Annotated in this window: 15 protein-coding genes; 13 read left to right on the forward strand and 2 right to left on the reverse strand. The window is 67.0% G+C overall.

Annotation, left to right across the window (positions count from 1 at the left end; translation table 11 throughout):
• The coding region (locus tag AUL36_RS14225) for a calcium-binding protein (protein ID WP_280137990.1) at nucleotides 1-679 on the reverse strand (679 nt) is incomplete at its 3' end.
• A gap of 273 nt (nucleotides 680-952) precedes the next feature.
• On the opposite strand from AUL36_RS14225, the gene AUL36_RS14230 reads away from it, so the two are divergent.
• The 13 genes from AUL36_RS14230 (at nucleotide 953) to AUL36_RS14290 (ending at nucleotide 16709) form a co-directional block, all read left to right on the forward strand.
• Complete coding sequence (locus tag AUL36_RS14230) at nucleotides 953-2212, forward strand: Hsp70 family protein (protein WP_062221955.1); 1260 nt, start codon at nucleotides 953-955, stop codon at nucleotides 2210-2212.
• A 355-nt stretch (nucleotides 2213-2567) separates the two neighbouring features.
• Nucleotides 2568-2996: a GlcG/HbpS family heme-binding protein gene (locus tag AUL36_RS14235; RefSeq protein ID WP_062221845.1), complete on the forward strand. Its 429-nt coding sequence runs from the start codon at nucleotides 2568-2570 to the stop codon at nucleotides 2994-2996.
• Nucleotides 2997-3091: 95 nt separating this feature from the next.
• Nucleotides 3092-3694 carry an ANTAR domain-containing response regulator gene (locus AUL36_RS14240; RefSeq protein ID WP_058633280.1) on the forward strand — a complete coding sequence of 201 codons (603 nt, stop codon included), beginning with the start codon at nucleotides 3092-3094 and terminating at the stop codon, nucleotides 3692-3694.
• Entirely contained in the window at nucleotides 3691-4878 is a 1188-nt protein-coding gene (locus AUL36_RS14245; RefSeq protein ID WP_062221847.1) for a CmpA/NrtA family ABC transporter substrate-binding protein, read from the forward strand. Before AUL36_RS14240 ends, AUL36_RS14245 begins: the two co-directional genes overlap by 4 nt.
• Before the next feature lie 472 nt (nucleotides 4879-5350).
• Nucleotides 5351-6661 (forward strand): CmpA/NrtA family ABC transporter substrate-binding protein, encoded by a 1311-nt coding sequence (locus AUL36_RS14250; RefSeq protein WP_062221849.1) that lies wholly within the window; start codon nucleotides 5351-5353, stop codon nucleotides 6659-6661.
• Nucleotides 6662-6736: 75 nt separating this feature from the next.
• Nucleotides 6737-7642 carry a nitrate ABC transporter permease gene (ntrB, locus tag AUL36_RS14255; protein ID WP_062221851.1) on the forward strand — a complete coding sequence of 302 codons (906 nt, stop codon included), beginning with the start codon at nucleotides 6737-6739 and terminating at the stop codon, nucleotides 7640-7642.
• 32 nt (nucleotides 7643-7674) lie between these two features.
• Nucleotides 7675-8475, forward strand: coding sequence for an ABC transporter ATP-binding protein (locus AUL36_RS14260; RefSeq protein WP_062221853.1), 801 nt, complete (start codon nucleotides 7675-7677; stop codon nucleotides 8473-8475).
• A 100-nt stretch (nucleotides 8476-8575) separates the two neighbouring features.
• Nucleotides 8576-11032, forward strand: coding sequence for a nitrite reductase large subunit NirB (nirB, locus tag AUL36_RS14265; protein WP_062221855.1), 2457 nt, complete (start codon nucleotides 8576-8578; stop codon nucleotides 11030-11032).
• On the forward strand, nucleotides 11029-11382 hold the full coding sequence (gene nirD / locus AUL36_RS14270) for a nitrite reductase small subunit NirD (RefSeq protein WP_062221856.1): 354 nt from the start codon (nucleotides 11029-11031) through the stop codon (nucleotides 11380-11382). Before nirB ends, nirD begins: the two co-directional genes overlap by 4 nt.
• A 9-nt stretch (nucleotides 11383-11391) precedes the next feature.
• Entirely contained in the window at nucleotides 11392-11835 is a 444-nt protein-coding gene (cynS, locus tag AUL36_RS14275; protein WP_062221857.1) for a cyanase, read from the forward strand.
• A gap of 1 nt (nucleotide 11836) precedes the next feature.
• Nucleotides 11837-14512, forward strand: coding sequence for a nitrate reductase (locus tag AUL36_RS14280; RefSeq protein WP_062221859.1), 2676 nt, complete (start codon nucleotides 11837-11839; stop codon nucleotides 14510-14512).
• Nucleotides 14484-16019: a siroheme synthase CysG gene (gene cysG / locus AUL36_RS14285; protein WP_062221861.1), complete on the forward strand. Its 1536-nt coding sequence runs from the start codon at nucleotides 14484-14486 to the stop codon at nucleotides 16017-16019. Before AUL36_RS14280 ends, cysG begins: the two co-directional genes overlap by 29 nt.
• 42 nt (nucleotides 16020-16061) lie before the next feature.
• Complete coding sequence (locus tag AUL36_RS14290; RefSeq protein WP_062221864.1) at nucleotides 16062-16709, forward strand: nucleoside/nucleotide kinase family protein; 648 nt, start codon at nucleotides 16062-16064, stop codon at nucleotides 16707-16709.
• A 30-nt stretch (nucleotides 16710-16739) separates the two neighbouring features.
• Here AUL36_RS14290 and AUL36_RS14295 read toward each other — a convergent pair whose 3' ends face one another.
• On the reverse strand, nucleotides 16740-17666 hold the full coding sequence (locus AUL36_RS14295; RefSeq protein ID WP_062221866.1) for an AEC family transporter: 927 nt from the start codon (nucleotides 17664-17666) through the stop codon (nucleotides 16740-16742).
• Nucleotides 17667-17719 lie beyond the last annotated feature (53 nt).

The following is a 17719-nucleotide window of genomic DNA, read 5'->3' on the forward strand; positions in this document are numbered from 1 at the left end:
GATTGGCATCGATCTCGATCCGGCTGTCATCGCCCAGCGCCACCAGACGGATGTCGGGCGCCTTCGCAAGCCCGGTCATCGGGTCGTAGCTGTAGTAGGAGAAGGACAGCTTCTCGCCGCTCTCGTAGTCGGTGATGCGGTCTCCGTTCACTTCATTGGTGCCGTTCGAGAGATAGCCAAGATCGAACTGATCGACACCGGAGCCGCCCGTCAGGCTGTCGGCACCCGCTCCGCCGTAAAGCGTGTCCGCTCCCGCACCGCCCTCCAGCGTGTCGTTGCCATCGCCACCGGACAAGTTGTCCGAGCCAGCGCCGCCATAAAGCTTGTCGCTGCCGGTCCCACCATCCAGCGACACCGAAGCCACGTAGCTGGAACCGGCCACGATGCCGCGCGCGTCCAGAACATCATCACCGGCGCCGCCTTCGGCATAGCCGGCATTGTTCAGGCGCAACGTGTCCTTGCCGTCTCCTCCATAGAGATAATCGTAGCCGTAAGGCCCCGAACCGCCGTCCAGCGTGTCATCACCCTCGCCGCCGCGCAGCGTATCACTGCCCTCGCCCCCCGACAGGCTGTCGTTGCCCGCCAGACCCAGCAGCTCGTCGTTGCCGGCCCCGCCATCGATCACATCCGCCCCGGACGTGCCGATCAGAACATCGTTGCCGCTCGTTGCACCCGCCATGTCACCCTCGATTTCATCATACGATCTGATGATTCTCAGAGAGCCCCCTCTCTGTTGGGTGAGAGCCTTACGTCACAACCTGAAAGCGACGTAAGAATTCATTCACCAAATTTCATTCAGAGGATTCACGTCTTCGTGATGCTGACGCGAGGCTGTCGTAGGATCCGACCACGCTTCCCTTGTGCGGTGCGATGCGCTACCTCGGCCGCCCGTTTGCCATGAGCCCCGATGCCGCCCGCCGGCGTCGGGGGCCTTCGTTTTGCGAGCCGCCCCATGTCCCGACACTTCCCCGGCCTCGACTTCGGCACGACCAATTCCACGCTCTCGCTCTGCGCGCCGGGCGGGGCGCCGCGGCTTCTGCCGGTGGAGGGCGAGCATCTGACGATCCCCTCGGCGCTGTTCTTCAGCCTGGAGGACGGGCACACCTATTTCGGGCGTCAGGCCGTGTTCGAATATGTGGACGGGGCGGAAGGGCGCTTCATGCGCGCGCTCAAAAGCATTCTCGGCTCGACTCTGATGAAGGAGACGACGCAGGTCGGGCGCGAGCGCATGACCTTCGAGGATCTGATCGGGCGGTTCCTGAAGCATCTGCGCCAGACGCTGGAACGCGAAACCGGCGAGGAGGCCGACCGCATCGTGCTCGGCCGCCCCGTGCGCTTCGTGGACGAGAGCGACGAGGCCGACCGCGCCGCCGAAGGCCAGCTGGAATCGGCGGCCCGCGCACAGGGCTTTCGGCATGTGGAGTTCCAGTTCGAACCGGTCGCCGCCGCGCTTTATTTCGAGAGCACGATCAACGCCGAACAACTGGCGCTGGTGGTGGATATCGGCGGCGGCACGTCGGATTTCTCGCTCCTACGCCTGTCGCCCGAGCGCGCCCGCTCGACGGACCGCGCGGACGACATTCTGGGCACGACGGGCGTGCATGTCGGCGGCACGGATTTCGACCGGCTGCTCAACATCGCCAAGATGCAGCCGCTGCTCGGCCTCGGCTCCTCGACGGCCGACGGCAAGCGCCTGATGCCGGTCTGGTATTTCAACGACATGGCGACCTGGCACCGGATCAACACGCTCTATACGCCCAAAATCCTCTCCGACATCCGCGCCCTGCGCAAGGAAGCGGCCGAGCCAGAGAAGCTCGGGCGCATGGAGCATATGCTGACGCACCGCTCGGGCCACCGCCTGGCCGGCGCGGTGGAGCGCGCCAAGATCGCGCTGTCGGACGAGGCCGAAACGCCGATCGCCCTGAAGGAGCCGGGCCTCGCCTTGGAAACGCAGGTGACGCGGGCCGAATTCGAGGCGGCGACGGCTGAACTCGTGGCGCGGATCGAGGGCGCGATTGGCGAGGCCCTGGCGCTCGGCGGCATCGGGGCCGAGGCGGTGGACACGGTGATCCTGACCGGTGGCGGCGCGCAGGTGCCGGCCGTGCAGATGGCTGCGACGCGTCGCTTCCCCCAAGCGCGCATCGCCCATTCCGACGCCTTCGGCTCGGTCGGCCTCGGGCTCGGTCTGGACGCGGCGCGCCGCTTCGCGTGAGACGCAAGCCGGGCATTTCCAGCGGTCAGGTCACAAGGAATGCCGTTTTGCTAACCGATGCTCGGCGGGCGGAACGCAGCCGGTGCGAAGAAACACCGGCAAGGCTTGGGCAAACGGGCATAGGATTGGGCGCATCACGACGCGGCGCTGAATGCTCACGAGGCGATCAGGCTCGTCCCGTCGCGGTGGTGTCGTGACCGTGCAAGGTCCCACGCGCTGCGGCCCGCAAGGCGCTGTCGAACACCCTTTGCCAGACGCAAGCCTCGTTCGCCGCGCTCCCGCCTGCCCGCCGCGAGGATTTGCGAGCCGAGCCAGCCCGCGTTAGGACAGGCCTCCACCAAGGAGAGGCCGTTTCATGACGACGCTGACGCTCGACACCGCCCGCACCATCATCGCCGCCGCGCTCGCCAAGGGCGCGGAGCTCAAGCTGAAGCCGCTGACCGTCGCGGTGCTGGATGCCGGCGGCGCGATGGTCGCGCTGGAGCGGCAGGACGGCGCCTCGCGGATGCGGCCCGACATCGCCATCGGCAAGGCCAACGGTGCGGTGCAGATGGGTATGGGTTCGCGCGCCCTGTGGAAGCGCGCCGAAGAGCAGCCCTATTTCATCCAGTCGATGAACGCGCTGGCCGGCGGCTCGCTCGTGCCCGTGCCGGGCGGCGTGTTGATCCGCCAGGATGGCGCGATCCTCGGCGCGGTCGGCATCACCGGCGATACGTCGGACAATGACGAGACGGCCGCCGTCGCCGGCATCGAAGCCGCCGGCTTGACTGCCGACAAGGGCTGACACCGTTACGAACCGGACGGTGTGGCGATGATTTTCGCCGCGCCGCAACATATCGACCCTTGCCTCATTTGCCGGCTTGCGCAAAACATGGGCATATGGAGCCTAGCGCGCTTGCCGTTCTGATCGTCGACGAAAATCGGGCACGGGCCGCCATCATCGAGGATGGGCTGCGCGAGGCCGGGCACGCGCGCGTGCATGTGGTCACAGCAATGAACGGTCTCGTGCGCGAGATCGAGCAGTTCCGGCCCGACGTGATCGTGGCCGATCTCGAAAATCCCAATCGCGACCGGCTGGAGCAGTTCTTCCAGGTGTCGCGCAGCGTCCAGCGCCCCATCGCCATGTTCGTGGATCGCTCCGATGCGGCCTCCATGGAAGCCGCGATCGCGGCGGGCGTCTCGGCCTATGTTGTGGACGGGCTGAAGAAGGAGCGCGTGAAGGCGATTCTCGACATGGCCGTCCTGCGCTTCCACGCCTATTCGCGGCTGGAGCGCGAACTCTACGAGGCGCGCTCGGAACTGGCCGATCGCAAGATCGTGGAAAAGGCCAAGGGCATCCTGATGCAGCGCCGGGGCCTGAGCGAGGAGGAAAGCTACCGCCTCCTGCGCCAGACCGCGATGAACGAAAAGAAGAAGCTGGTGGAGATCGCGCGCAGCATCGTGACGGCGGCCGATCTTCTCGGCGGCGAGGTGAAGCGATGAGTTCGGCCCCCTCTTCTCTGCCTGCCGTGCGCATGGGCTTCATTCCGCTGGTGGACGCGGCGGTGCCGATCGCTGCGGCGGCGCTCGGGCTCGACCGCGCGGAAGGGTTGCGGCTCGATCTCGTGCGAGATGTCTCTTGGTCCAATATCCGGGACCGGCTGGCCTTTCGCCAGTTCGACGCGGCGCATCTTCTGGGGCCCATGGCGGTCGCGTCGCAACTCGGCCTCGGCTCCAATCCCTATCCCGTCATCGCCCCCTTCTCGCTCGGGCTCGGCGGCAATGCGGTGACGCTGTCGCTGCGCCTGTTCGAGGCGATGCGCGAGGCGGCGGGCGAGGCGGATCGCGACGAGCCGGCCGCCCATGGCCGCGCGCTGGCCCGCGTGGTCAGACGGCGGGCGGCGGCGGGCCTGCCGCCGCTGACCTTCGGCGTGACCTATCCCTTCTCCTCGCACAATTACGAATTCCGCTTCTGGATGGCGGAAGCCGGGATCGACCCGGACCGCGACGTGGCCATGACCATCGTCCCGCCACCGCTGACGGTAGACGCGCTGCGCTCGGGCGCGATCGACGGGTTCTGCGTCAACGCGCCCTGGAATGTCAGCGCGGTGGAAGCGGGCGTCGGGCGCATCGTCGCCGTCAAGGCCGACATCTCCCTCGCTTCGCCGGAAAAGGTGCTGGGCATCAGGCCGGACTGGTGGGCCGCGAACGCGGACTTGGGCGCGGCGCTTCTGCGCGCGCTGCGGCGCGCGGCGCTCTGGTGCGACCAGCCGGAGAACCGGGCAGAGCTGGCGTCGATCCTCGCGCGGCCGGAGCATCTGGGCGGCAACCCCGCCTCGCTGGCCGCGATCCTTGCCGGCGATCTTGCGGTGAGCCCGGAGGGGACGCGCCGCAACCTGCCGACCTATCTGACCTTCCATGGCGGCGAGGCCAATCGTCCACGCCCCTCCGAGGCGCTCTGGGTCTATAGTCAGATGGTGCGCTGGGGGCAGGTGCCCCTGGGCGACGAGTTCGCGCGGCGCGCCGCCAGCGCCTTCCGACCCGATCTTTACGACGGCGTGTTCGGGGATTCACGTGAAACCAGTTCGGCCGGCGACCTGACGCCCGGCACAATCGCGGCCTATGTCGACGGCTTCACGGTCCGACGCCGGCCGGACGAAAACTCTTCGCAGGACTCGCCAGAATAACGCCCAGCTGGAAGGCACCCCGAACGAGGAGGTCTCGATGGTTCAGATCCGCCGAGACACCCAGGCTTGGCGTTGACCGGCGAGCCGACCGTTCGATCGCCGCTCCTTCGGCGGACTCCGCTCCTTTTCGAACTGCCTTTCATTTCCTCGTGCTGCACATCCGAAGTGCATCGACGGGAAGCAGTTTAAAACCCCTGTAAACTGGGCCTCGTGAGGCGATTGCCTGTTTATTGGGCGTGCCGCCTTGCTGAACATTTGGACTTTCCAAACTCCGGTCCTTCCGCTTCAATAAGCCTCAGACCCGCCAAGGACGACGGGCCGAAAGACGCTTCCCGAGCGAAGCATCCGCGAAGACATCGACGTCGCGCGTTCTGCCGCCTCCCCATTCCCGATTGTCGGGGAGGCTTCAGACGGCGGCGTTTTTTCGTTTTTCCCCTTTGCATCCGATACGAGCTTTCACCGGAGGAATGGCATGTCCGACATCTCGAAGACTGGCATCAACCGTCGGCGCTTCCTTCAGGGCTCGGCGGCCAGCGCGGGAACGGCGGCGCTGTTTTCGGCCATCGGCGCGAGCTTTCCCGGCGGCGCCTTCGCGCAGACGGCCGGCCCCGAAACCACGAAGGCCATTCTCGGCTTCATCGCGCTGACCGACGCCTCGCCGCTGATCGTCGCCAAGGAAAAGGGCCTCTTCGCCAAGCACGGCATGGCGGATGTGGAGGTGGTGAAGCAGTCCTCCTGGGGCACGACGCGCGACAATCTCGTGCTCGGCTCGGCGGGCTCCGGCATCGACGGCGCGCATATCCTGACGCCCATGCCCTATCTGATGAGCGCGGGAAAGATCACGCAGGGCGGCCCCGTGCCGATGCAGATTCTCGCCCGGCTCAATCTCGATGGGCAGGGCATTTCGATCGCCAACGCCTTCGCCGATCTGAAGGTCGGGCTGGACGCCGGCGTGCTGCGCGAGAGCTTCGCCAAGGCCAAGGCCGCCGGCAAGCCCTCCAAGGTCGCCGTCACCTTCCCCGGCGGCACGCACGATCTCTGGATGCGCTACTGGCTGGCCGCCGCCGGCATCGACCCGAACACCGACGTCGAGACCATCGTCGTGCCGCCGCCGCAGATGGTGGCGAACCTCAAGGTCAACACCATGGACGCGTTCTGCGTGGGCGAGCCTTGGAACGAGCAGATGGTCGGCCAGAAGATCGGCTTCTCGGCGCTGACCACGGGCGAACTCTGGAACAACCATCCCGAAAAGTCGCTCGCCATGCGCGCCGACTGGGTGGCCGCCCATCCCAACAGCGCCAAGGCGCTGACCATGGCCGTTCTGGAAGCCCAGCAATGGTGCGACAAGGCCGAGAACAAGAAAGAACTGGCCGAGATCGTCGGCAAGCGCGCCTGGTTCAACGTGCCGGCCAAGGACATCGTGAAGCGTCTGTCGGGCGAATACGACTACGGCAACGGCCGCCCGGTGGTCGAGAATTCGCCCCACATCATGAAGTTCTGGCGTGACAACGCCTCCTACCCGTTCAAGAGCCACGACCTCTGGTTCCTGACCGAGGACCAGCGCTGGGGCTACCTGCCGGCCGACGCCGACACGAAAGCCTTGGTGGAGGCCGTCAACCGCGAGGACATCTGGCGCGCGGCGGCCAAGGATCTGGGTGTCGCGCAGGCCGAGATTCCCGCCAGCACCTCGCGCGGCGTCGAGACCTTCTTCGACGGCAAGAGCTTCGATCCGGCCAATCCGTCCGCCTATCTCGAAAGCCTCTCGATCAAGCGCGTCGCCTGATCCCTTCCGGGCGGCCCGCTCGAAGAGGCCGCCCTCCTTCTTCCGCTTTGTTCCGCCCGATGGCGCGAGGGTTCCATGTCCCAGACCGTTTCCAAGCTGCCTGTCGCGAAAGCGCCCGCCCCGGCCGCCGCCGGCACAAAGGCCGAGATCGTGGCCCTGCCGCGCCCCCGCGCCTCGTTTGCGGCCGTGGCGGGTCGCCGGGCCAGCGAGATGGCCGCCAACACGCTGCCTTTTCTCGTCACGCTCGCCGTGCTTCTGGGGATATGGGAAGTCATCTGCTCCCAGCCGGGCGCGGCCCTTCCCGCGCCGACCCAGATCCTGTCGGACAGTTGGGACCTGATCGTCCATCCGTTCTACGTGAATTCCGGCAATGATGTCGGCCTCGGCTGGCAGATCTGGGCAAGCCTCCAGCGCGTAGCGGTCGGCTATGCGATCGCGGTCGTGGTCGGCATCTCGCTCGGTACGCTGGTCGGCCAGTCGACGCTCGCCATGCGCGGTCTCGACCCGATCTTCCAGGTGCTGCGCACCGTGCCGCCGCTCGCTTGGCTGCCGCTCTCGCTCGCCGCCTTCAAGGACGGCCAGCCGGCCGCGATCTTCGTGATCTTCATCACCGCCGTCTGGCCGATCATCATCAACACGGCGGTCGGCATCCGCAACATCCCGTCCGACTATCGCAATGTCGCCGCCGTGCTGCGCCTCAACGGCCTCGAATTCTTCGCCAAGATCATGCTGCCGGCGGCCGCCCCCTACATCTTCACCGGGCTTCGCATCGGCGTCGGCCTGTCCTGGCTCGCCATCGTCGCGGCCGAAATGCTGATCGGCGGTGTGGGCATCGGCTTCTTCATCTGGGACGCTTGGAACTCCTCCTTGATCTCCGACATCATCGTCGCGCTCGCCTATGTCGGTGTGGTCGGCTTCGTGCTCGACCGGATCGTGGCCCTGATCGGCCGCCTCGTCACCCGCGGCACCTCCGCCGCCTGACGCCCTTCCCCCAAGACCCGGAGCGAACCGCCATGACCCCCAAGCCGTTCCTGTCCATCGAAGGCGTCGACATGACCTTCAAGCGCGGCAGTGCCACGACCAACGTCCTGAAAGGCATCGACCTCACGGTCGCCAAGGGCGAATACATCTCGATCATCGGCCATTCCGGCTGCGGCAAGTCCACGCTTCTCAACATCGTGGCCGGTCTCACCGTCGCCACATCAGGCGTCGTCCTCCTGGAGGACAAGGTGGTGGACCAGCCGGGGCCGGACCGGGGCGTCGTGTTCCAGAACCATTCGCTCCTGCCCTGGCTCACGGTCTACGAGAATGTCGCGCTCGCCGTGGACAAGGTGTTCTCGCGGACCAAGTCGGCGGCCGAGCGGCGCGAATGGGTCATGCGCAACCTGGAGCTGGTCCATATGGGCCACGCCAAGGACAAGCGCCCTTCGGAGATTTCGGGCGGCATGAAGCAGCGCGTCGGCATCGCCCGTGCGCTCGCCATGGAGCCGAAAATCCTGCTTCTAGACGAGCCCTTCGGCGCGCTGGACGCACTGACGCGGGCCCATCTTCAGGATCAGGTCATGCAGATCCAGAACGATCTCGGCACCACGGTCATGATGATCACCCACGACGTGGACGAGGCCGTGCTCCTGTCGGACCGGATCGTCATGCTGACCAACGGCCCCTCGGCGCGGATCGGCGAAATCCTCGACGTGCCGCTCGCCCGCCCGCGCGACCGCATCAAGCTCGCCGCCGACGCGACCTATCTCAAGTGCCGGCAGGCGGTGCTGAAATTCCTCTACGAGCGCAACCGCTTCGTGGAAGCGGCCTGACGCCTAGGCGAAGCCGCCTGACGCTTCCCTGACCGCCCGGCGCGCCACCGACGCCGCGCCCGGCCCTTCCATCTCACCTTTCCTTCTCGGGATGAGAATCATGACCCAGAAACTCGTCGTCGTCGGCAATGGCATGGCCCCCGGCCGCATGCTGGAACATCTCTTCGAGGCCGCCCCTGGCGCCTATGAGGTGACGATCTTCAACGCCGAACCCCGCGTGAACTACGACCGCATCATGCTCTCGCCGGTTCTCTCGGGCGAAAAGCAGTTCGACGACATCGTGATCCATGGCGACGGCTGGTACGTCCAGCACGGCGTCACGCTCTACAAGGGGCACCGGATCGTCGCCATCGACCGCGCGGCCAAGACCGTGACGTCGGACCATGGCGTGACGCAATCCTACGATCATCTGGTCATCGCCACGGGCTCGACACCCTTCATTCCGCCGGTTCCCGGCAAGGACCTGCCCGGCGTTCTCGCCTATCGCGATCTGGACGATGTGGAGGCGATGATCCTCGCCGCGCAGAGCCGCGCCAAGGCCGTGGTCATCGGCGGCGGCTTGCTGGGCCTGGAAGCCGCCGCCGGCCTGCGCGCGCAGGGGCTGGAGGTCACGGTTCTCCACCTGATGCCGACGCTGATGGAGCGCCAGCTCGACCCCGCCGCCGGCTATCTCCTCCAGCGCGCGCTGGAAAAGCGCGGCATCGAGGTGATCTGCAACGCCAACACCGAGAGCATTCTCGGCACGGAGAAGGTGGAGGGCGTCCAGCTCAAGGACGGGCGCGTCATCCCCGCGACGCTGGTCGTCATGGCGGTCGGCATCCGCCCCTCGGCGGGTCTGGCGAAGGAAGCGGGTCTGGCCGTCGGGCGCGGCATCCATGTGGACGACCAGCTTCTGACCTCCGACGAGAACATCTCGGCGCTCGGTGAATGCGTCGAACTCGACGGGCGCGTCTATGGTCTCGTCGCCCCGCTCTATCAGATGGCCGAGATCGCCGCGCGCCGCCTGGCCGGCCAGCAGGCGCAAGGCTTCCGCCATTCCGACACGCCGACCAAGCTGAAGGTCACGGGCATCAATCTCTATTCCGTCGGCGACTTCGCCGATGCGCCGGACCGCGAGGAGATCGTGCTGCGCGATGCGACGGCGGGCGTCTACAAGCGCCTCGTCCTGCAGGACAATAAGATCCTCGGCGCGGTTCTCTATGGCGAGACGGCCGATGGCGGCTGGTTCGCGGATTTGATGAAAAAGCAGTCCGACATCACCGAGATGCGCGACACGCTCATCTTCGGCCAGAGCTATCAGGGAGGGTCCCCGCTGGACCCTATGGCGGCCGTTGCAGCCTTGGGCGATGACGCAGAGATCTGCGGCTGCAACGGCGTCTGCAAGGGCAAGATCACCGGCACCATCACGGCCAAGGGCCTGACCACGCTGGACGAAATCCGCGCCCACACCAAGGCGTCCGCCTCCTGCGGCTCCTGCACGGGGCTGGTCGAGCAGTTGATGAGCGTGACGCTCGGGACCAAGTTCAACGCCCAGGCCGTGAAGCCCATGTGCGGCTGCACCGATCTCGGCCACGGCGATGTCCGCCGCCTGATCCAGGCCAAGGGGCTGAAGAGCATTCCGGCCGTGATGCAGGAGCTGGAGTGGAAGACCTCCTGCGGCTGCGCCAAGTGCCGCCCGGCGCTGAACTATTACCTTTTGGCCGACTGGCCGGGCGAGTATCAGGACGACAAGCAGAGCCGCTTCATCAACGAGCGCGTCCACGCCAATATCCAGAAAGACGGCACCTATTCCGTCGTGCCCCGCATGTGGGGCGGCATGACATCATCCGCTGAATTGCGCGCCATCGCCGATGTCGTGGACAAGTTCGCGATTCCCGCCGTGAAATGCACGGGCGGCCAGCGCATCGACATGCTGGGCGTGAAGAAGGAAGACCTGCCCGCCGTCTGGGCCGATCTCAACGCCGCCGGCATGGTGTCCGGCGCGGCCTATGCCAAGGGCCTGCGCACGGTGAAGACCTGCGTCGGCTCGGACTGGTGCCGCTTCGGCACGCAGGATTCCACCGGCCTCGGCATTCGGCTCGAAAAGTTCATGTGGGGCTCCTGGACCCCGGCCAAGCTGAAGCTCGCCGTGTCCGGCTGCCCGCGCAACTGCGCCGAGGCGACCTGCAAGGATATCGGCGTGATCTGCGTGGATTCGGGCTACGACATCCACTTTGCCGGCGCCGCAGGGCTCGACATCCACGCCACGCAGGTGCTCTGCCATGTGGACACGGAGGACGAGGCGGTTGTCGTGATCGCGGCGCTGACCCAGCTCTATCGCGAGCAGGGCCATTATCTCGAGCGCATCTACAAGTGGCTGAAGCGGGTCGGCATGGCGTCCATCAAGGCCGCTGTCGTGGACGACGTCGAAAAGCGCCAGCACTATTTCGAGCGCTTCGTCTATTCGCAGCAGTTCGCGCAGATCGACCCTTGGGCGGAGCGCGCGTCGAAGGGCGTCGCCGCCCATGAGTTCAAGCCCATGGCCGACATCACCCCCTTCCAGGAGGCCGCAGAATGACCCCCGTTTCCGACTGGGTGGCGATCGGCCGCCTCGACGACATTCCTCGCCGCGGCGCGCGCTGCGTCAACTCCCCGCTCGGGCGCATCGCCGTGTTCCGCACGATGGACGATAAGGTCTTCGCCACGGAAGATCGCTGCCCGCACAAGGGCGGTCCGCTCAGCCAGGGCATCGTCCATGGCGGCTCCGTGACTTGCCCCCTCCACAATCAGGTCATCGCGCTCGACACCGGTCTCGTCCAGGGACCCGATGAGGGGCAGGTGCGCACCTTCCCGGTGCGCCTCATTGAGGGCGGCGCGCTGGAACTTCTGATCGAGCGGGCCAGCGCCTACGCGATGGCGGCGGAATAGGAGAGACCCATGTTGTCCAAATCCAACGTCACCGACATGATCTACGAGAAGAAGCGCGGCGCGGGTCTCACCTGGGCTTCGATCGCCGAGGGGATCGGCATGAGCGAGGTCTTCGTGACCTCGGCGTGCCTGGGCATGAACGCCTTGCCGCGCGATAAGGCCGACCTTCTGACGCGCCAGCTCGGCCTCCCGCAGGAGGCGGCCGTGGTGCTGGCGGAATTCCCGACCAAGCAATGGGACCGGCAGGTGCCGACCGACCCCTGCATCTATCGCCTTTACGAGATCGTCGGCGTCTACGGCGACACGCTGAAAGAGCTGATCCAGGAAAAGTGCGGCAACGGGATCATGAGCGCGATCGACTTCTCCATGGAGATCGAGAAGGTGCCCAATCCCAAGGGCGACCGGATCGAGATCCGCATGAGCGGCAAATATCTCGGCTACAACGCGTGGTAAGATGACCCAGAGCTTCGACACGCCCCAGGCGACGCGGACCACCTGCCCCTATTGCGGCGTCGGCTGCGGCGTGCTCGCAAGCCCTCAATCGGACGGCACGGTCGCCATCTCCGGCGACCCGGAGCACCCCGCCAATTTCGGCCGGCTTTGCTCCAAGGGTTCGGCGCTGGCCGAAACGCTAATCCATGACCGCCGGCTTCTCCATCCCGAAATCGCGGGGACACGCGTGTCCTGGGACGCGGCGCTCGGCCATGTGGCGGAGCGCTTTGCCGAGACGATCGCCCGCAAGGGACCGGACTCCGTTGCCTTCTATGTCTCCGGCCAGATCCTGACGGAGGATTATTACGTCGCCAACAAGCTGATGAAGGGCTTCATCGGCTCGGCCAATATCGACACCAATTCCCGCCTCTGCATGTCCTCGTCGGTGGCGGGTCATGTCCGGGCCTTCGGCTCGGACACAGTGCCGAACACCTATGAAGACCTGGAAGCGGCCGACCTTCTGGTTCTGGTCGGCTCCAATCTCGCCTGGTGCCACCCGGTCCTGTTCCAGCGCGTGCTGGCGGCCAAGGCCGCCCGGCCCTCGATGAAGCTCGTCACCATCGATCCGCGCCGCACCGTGACGGCGGCGGAAAGCGATCTTCATCTTCCGATCCGCTCGGACGGCGACACGGCCTTGTTTCTGGGGCTCCTCGCCCATCTCAGCGAGACCGGCCGGATCGACCGCGCCTTTGTCGAAGCGCATACGCAAGGGTTCGACGCGGCGCTCGAAGCCGCCCGGCCCTATCGTGACTTCGCGCGCCTCGCCGCCGAGACCGGGCTCGATGAGCCGGCTCTCCAGCGCTTCTTCGCGCGCTTCACAGAGACCGAGCGCACCGTCACCGTCTATAGCCAGGGCGTCAACCAGTCGGCCGGCGGCACGGACAAGGTCAACGCGATCCTGAACTGTCATCTCGCGACGGGCCGCATCGGGCGCGAGGGCTGCGGTCCCTTCTCCGTCACCGGCCAGCCCAACGCCATGGGCGGGCGCGAGGTCGGCGGGCTCGCCAACCAGCTTGCCGCCCACATGCAGATCGGCAATCCCGCGCATGAAGACGTCATCAGACGCTTCTGGAACGCGCCCGCTTTGCCGGCAAAGCCGGGGCTGAAAGCCGTCGATCTGTTCCGCGCGGTCCACGAAGGCCGCGTCGAAGCCATCTGGATCATGGGCACCAACCCGGTGGACTCGCTGCCCGAAGCCGATCTCGTGCGGCAAGCCCTGGCGCGCTGCCCCTTCGTGGTCGTGTCGGATGTCGTCGCCGATACCGACACGGTGCCTTACGCCCATGTCCTCCTGCCTTCCGCCGCCTGGGGTGAGAAGGCGGGCACGGTCACGAATTCCGAGCGCCGCATCTCGCGCCAGCGCGCCTTCCTGCCCGCCCCCGGCGAGGCGAAGGCGGATTGGTGGCAGATGGCGGAAGTCGGGCGGCGCATGGGGCATGAGGCGGCCTTCGCCTTCGACGGGCCGGCCGCAGTCTTCCGCGAGCACGCCGCGCTCTCCGCCTTCAAGAACGAGGGTACGAGGGACTTCGATCTCTCCGGCCTCGCAACGTTGGATGAGCCGGCTTACGAAGCGTTGACACCCGTTCAGTGGCCCGTTGCGGCCGATGGCACATCCAAGCCGCGCTTCTTCGCGGATGGCCGCTTCTTCACCCCAAACGGCAGGGCACGCTTCCTACCCGTGAAGCCCGCCGCCGCGCCCGCCACCTCGCCCGAGCGCCCCTTCGTGCTGAACACTGGGCGCATTCGCGACCAGTGGCACACGATGACCCGCACCGGCCGCTCGGCCCGCCTGTCGGCCCATCTCGCCGAGCCCTTCTGCGAGTTGCACCCGGACGACGCGGTACGTCTTTCCATCGGCGAAGCCGATCTGGTCACGGTCGAGACCGATCATGGCAGCGTGATCCTGCGCGCGCTTCTGACCGATCGCGTCCGGCCCGGCACGCTGTTCGCGCCCATGCACTGGACGGAGCAGTTCTCGGGAGCCGCGCGCATCAATGCCCTCGTGCCGGGACGGACCGACCCCGTGTCCGGCCAGCCGGCCTCGAAGGCCGCGCCTGCCGCGCTCCGGCGCTTCGAAGCGGCGTGGCATGGCTTTGCCGTCTCGCTCAACGAACCTGAGCCCGTCGGCAGCGCCTATTGGGCACGCGCCCGCGCCTCGGGCGGCTGGCGCATGGAACTCGCCGGCACCGCGAAGGTGGAGAACACCGAGGCTTTCGCGCGGCAGATCCTCGGCCTGCCGGAGACGGCCGAGCTTCTCCATTATGCCGACCGCGCGGGGCATCATCGCTTCGCCGCCTTCGAGGGCGGGCGCTTTCTCGGCGCGCTCTGGCTTTCGCCCGAGCCCGTCGCCGTGTCGCGCGCCTATGCCGTCTCGTGCCTGTCGGGCGCGCCGATGGAATCGGCCACGCGCTTCCGGCTTCTCGCCGGGCGGCCGGGCGCCGACAGGCCAGACCCGGGCGCGCTGGTCTGCTCTTGTTTTGGCGTCGGCGCCAACGACATCAGGCGGGCGATCCGCGAAAAGAACTGCACCAGCGTCTCGGCCATAGGCCGGGACTTGAAGGCCGGGACGAATTGTGGCTCCTGCCGTACGGAACTTCAGGGATTGATCGATGCCGAGCGCGTTCTCGAACTCCGCTGACGACACCGCCGCTGCCAGCCCCCGCACGCGCCCGCAGCGCATGGGCGAGCTTGCCACGCTGCCGGTCTTCTTCGACCTGAAGGGCAAGCGCGTCGCCATGGCGGGCGGCTCGGACGGCACGGCGTGGAAGGCGGAACTGCTGGCTGCCTCCGGCGCGCGGGTCGATCTTTATTGCGAGGCCGAACATCTCACGGACGAGATGCGCATCGTTCTCGCCCTTTCCTTCGCGGATGGCGAAATCCGGCATCACGACCGGCCCTGGGCGCTCGACTGTTTCGACGGCGCGGCGCTGGCGGTGGCCGACTGCGAGAGCGAAGCCGAAGCGCAGAGCTTCTATTGCGCGGCCAAGGGCGCGGGCGTTCCCGTCAACGTCATCGACAAGCCGGCTTTCTGCCAGTTCCGCTTCGGCACGATCGTCAACCGCTCGCCTGTCGTGGTCGGCATCTCGACCGACGGCGCGGCCCCGATCCTCGGTCAGGCCATCCGTCGGCGCATCGAGACGCTGCTGCCCGCAACGCTCACCGGCTGGGCCAAGCTCGCCGCCAAGGTCCGCGCCGAGGTGATGGACCGGCTCCAGCCCGGCCCGGCCCGCCGCGCCTTCTGGGAGCGGTTCTCCGACGAGGCTTTCACCCGCAAGGCGCCTGACGATGTGGCCGAGGCCGATGCGCGCCGCTTCGTGCGCGATCTCGTCAACCGCCCGCAGGCGGGCGGCCGCGTAACGCTGGTCGGCGCCGGCCCCGGCGAGGCCGAGCTTCTGACGCTCAAAGCCGTGCGCGCGCTCCAAGCCGCCGACGTCATTCTGTTCGACGATCTCGTGTCGGACGACATTCTGGAACTTGCCCGCCGCGAGGCCAAGCGCATGTTGGTCGGCAAGCGCGCCAGCCGCGACAGCTGCCGGCAGGAAGACATCAACCGGATGATGGTGCAGTTCGCACGCGCCGGAAAGCATGTGGTGCGTTTGAAGTCGGGCGACGTGTCGGTCTTCGGCCGCTCGGGCGAGGAGATCGCCGAACTCAAGCGCGAGGGCATTCCGGTCGCTATCGTGCCCGGCATCACGGCCGCCTCCGCGCTCGCCGCCGGCTTCGGCGTGTCGCTGACGCACCGCGACCGCGCGCAGCAGGTGCGCTTCGTCACCGGCCATTCGCAAAAAGGCGGCTTGCCGGATGATCTCGACTGGCAGGCGCTGGCCGACGACCATGCCACGACGATCTTCTACATGGGCGGGCGCATGGCCCCGCGCATCGCGGCCGAACTGATCGCCCATGGCCTGCCCGCCGAGACGCCGGTGGCCGTCGCCGCCTCCATCTCTCGGCCTGAGGAAGCGCGCCTCGTCGGCACGCTGGCGACGCTGGCCGAGATCGTCGGGCGCATCGGCATTGAGCGGCCGATCCTGATCGGCGTCGGCCGGGTCTTTGCCGATTGCGAGCCGGAAAGCTTGGCCGGCTTCGAGCCGGAGCGCGATCGGGGGGCTGGCGAAACCTCGCGCCTTCAGGCAAAGGCGTCCTGAACCGGGCGAGCCCTATTCCGCCCGGACGGGAGGAATGACGATATGACGGAACGCTCCACGCTCGCGGCCCTGACCGACGCGCTCCTGAGCGAGGAAGGCGAGCGCCGGCGGATCGTCGCGATCGCCGGCTCGCCGGGCTCGGGCAAGTCCACCACGGCCGAGTCCCTGAAGGAGCGCCTGAACGTGCGCCGGCCGGGCGTCGCCGACATCCTGCCCATGGACGGCTATCATCTGGACGACATGGTTCTGAACGCGCGCGGCCATCGTCCGCGCAAGGGCGCGCCGCATACGTTCGACCTCGACGGGTTCCGCGCCATGCTGGAGCGCCTGCGGCGGGACGAAAGGCGCGAGGTGGCGGTGCCCGTGTTCGACCGCTCCATCGAGATCGCCCGGGCCGGCGCGCGCATCATCAGCCCGGACGTACGCATCATCCTGGCGGAGGGCAATTACCTCCTCCTGGACGAGGCCGGCTGGCGCGACCTCGCTCCCCTCTTCGACCTCACCGTGATGATCGAGGCGAGCGAGGATACGCTGGTGGAGCGCCTGACGCAGCGCTGGCTCGGCTTCGACTATGGCCCAGAAGCGCTTCTCGAAAAGCTCGAAGGCAACGACCTGCCCAATATGCGTCTCGTGCTCTCGAAAAGCCGCCCGGCCGATATTTCCATCCGCAGCGATGGCGGCGAGGCCTGAGATAAGGCAGGCAAAGCACGGCGCGTCGGCTCACGCGCCGCCGAGCCAGAGCGCGAGCACGATCCAGAGCGGCAGCGTCAGGATCGACAGCGCCGAGGAGGCGACGAGGACGCCTCCCGCTTCTTCCGCGCCCTCGCGGTAGACCGCCGACAGGATCGTGCCCACGAAGCCGGCGGGAATGGCCATGGCGATGATGGCCCGCGCTTCGAGATGCGCGGGCAAATGCAGCGCCAGGCAGGCCAGAAACGCCACGGCAGGCTGCACGATGTTGGAGGCGAGCGCGCCGAGCATCACGGCGCGGGTGGGGCGCAGACGCTGCGTGGAGAGGATCACGCCCGTCAGGAACAGACCGGCCCCGGCCGTCGATTGCGCGAGCGGGCGCAGGGCCGAGACGAAAAGATCCGGGAAAGGCACATCCAGAAAGGCGACCACGAAGCCGAGCGTCGGCACGATCGTCATCGGCTTCAGAAGCGCGGCCGAAACGGCGCGCAGAGGATGCCCGCCGCCCTGCATTTCCAGCCGGATGAAACAGGCGAGGATCACCGTCAGCGTGCCGACCAGATTGGCGACGGCAAGCGAGACGGTCGCCTCCACGCCTTCCAGCGCCTGGAACAACGCGATGCCGATGCCGCCCAGATTGGGCATGCCGACCGTCAGCGAATAAAGCGCGGCGGTGACGGGCGAGAAGCCGGCCCGGCGCGCATAGAGAAGCGCGATGGCAAAGCCCGACAGGAGCGCGGCGGCATAGGCAATGGTCGGCACGAGTTCGGGCGCCAGCAAATGGCGCGGGGCGGTGACGATCGCCAGAAACAGCGACACGGGCAGCGCGAACTTGGCGATGAAAGCGCCGAGCATCTCCGTTCCATGCGGATTGACCCAATGCCGTTTGCCGGACACGAAGCCCAGCCCCAGCATGAAGAAGACCGGCGTCAGCACGGAAACGAGCGTCTGGAGCATGAGAGCGGATCGCTTGGCGGATGGGAAGAACGGCGAAGGCCGGCGGGGATACC

The sequence above is a fragment of the Aureimonas sp. D3 genome (assembly GCF_001463805.1).
Taxonomy (GTDB): Bacteria; Pseudomonadota; Alphaproteobacteria; order Rhizobiales; family Rhizobiaceae; genus Aureimonas; species Aureimonas ureilytica_A.

What these genes read in the sequence shown, in the direction of transcription:
- AUL36_RS14280 (WP_062221859.1), top strand. Translation starts at nt 11,837, where the DNA reads ATGACCCAGAGCTTCGACACGCCCCAGGCGACGCGGACCACCTGCCCC.
- AUL36_RS14295 (WP_062221866.1), bottom strand. Translation starts at nt 17,666, where the DNA reads ATGCTCCAGACGCTCGTTTCCGTGCTGACGCCGGTCTTCTTCATGCTG.
- AUL36_RS14230 (WP_062221955.1), top strand. Translation starts at nt 953, where the DNA reads ATGTCCCGACACTTCCCCGGCCTCGACTTCGGCACGACCAATTCCACG.
- AUL36_RS14240 (WP_058633280.1), top strand. Translation starts at nt 3,092, where the DNA reads ATGGAGCCTAGCGCGCTTGCCGTTCTGATCGTCGACGAAAATCGGGCA.
- AUL36_RS14290 (WP_062221864.1), top strand. Translation starts at nt 16,062, where the DNA reads ATGACGGAACGCTCCACGCTCGCGGCCCTGACCGACGCGCTCCTGAGC.
- AUL36_RS14250 (WP_062221849.1), top strand. Translation starts at nt 5,351, where the DNA reads ATGTCCGACATCTCGAAGACTGGCATCAACCGTCGGCGCTTCCTTCAG.
- cysG (WP_062221861.1), top strand. Translation starts at nt 14,484, where the DNA reads ATGCCGAGCGCGTTCTCGAACTCCGCTGACGACACCGCCGCTGCCAGC.
- nirB (WP_062221855.1), top strand. Translation starts at nt 8,576, where the DNA reads ATGACCCAGAAACTCGTCGTCGTCGGCAATGGCATGGCCCCCGGCCGC.
- AUL36_RS14245 (WP_062221847.1), top strand. Translation starts at nt 3,691, where the DNA reads ATGAGTTCGGCCCCCTCTTCTCTGCCTGCCGTGCGCATGGGCTTCATT.
- AUL36_RS14260 (WP_062221853.1), top strand. Translation starts at nt 7,675, where the DNA reads ATGACCCCCAAGCCGTTCCTGTCCATCGAAGGCGTCGACATGACCTTC.
- AUL36_RS14235 (WP_062221845.1), top strand. Translation starts at nt 2,568, where the DNA reads ATGACGACGCTGACGCTCGACACCGCCCGCACCATCATCGCCGCCGCG.
- nirD (WP_062221856.1), top strand. Translation starts at nt 11,029, where the DNA reads ATGACCCCCGTTTCCGACTGGGTGGCGATCGGCCGCCTCGACGACATT.
- ntrB (WP_062221851.1), top strand. Translation starts at nt 6,737, where the DNA reads ATGTCCCAGACCGTTTCCAAGCTGCCTGTCGCGAAAGCGCCCGCCCCG.
- cynS (WP_062221857.1), top strand. Translation starts at nt 11,392, where the DNA reads ATGTTGTCCAAATCCAACGTCACCGACATGATCTACGAGAAGAAGCGC.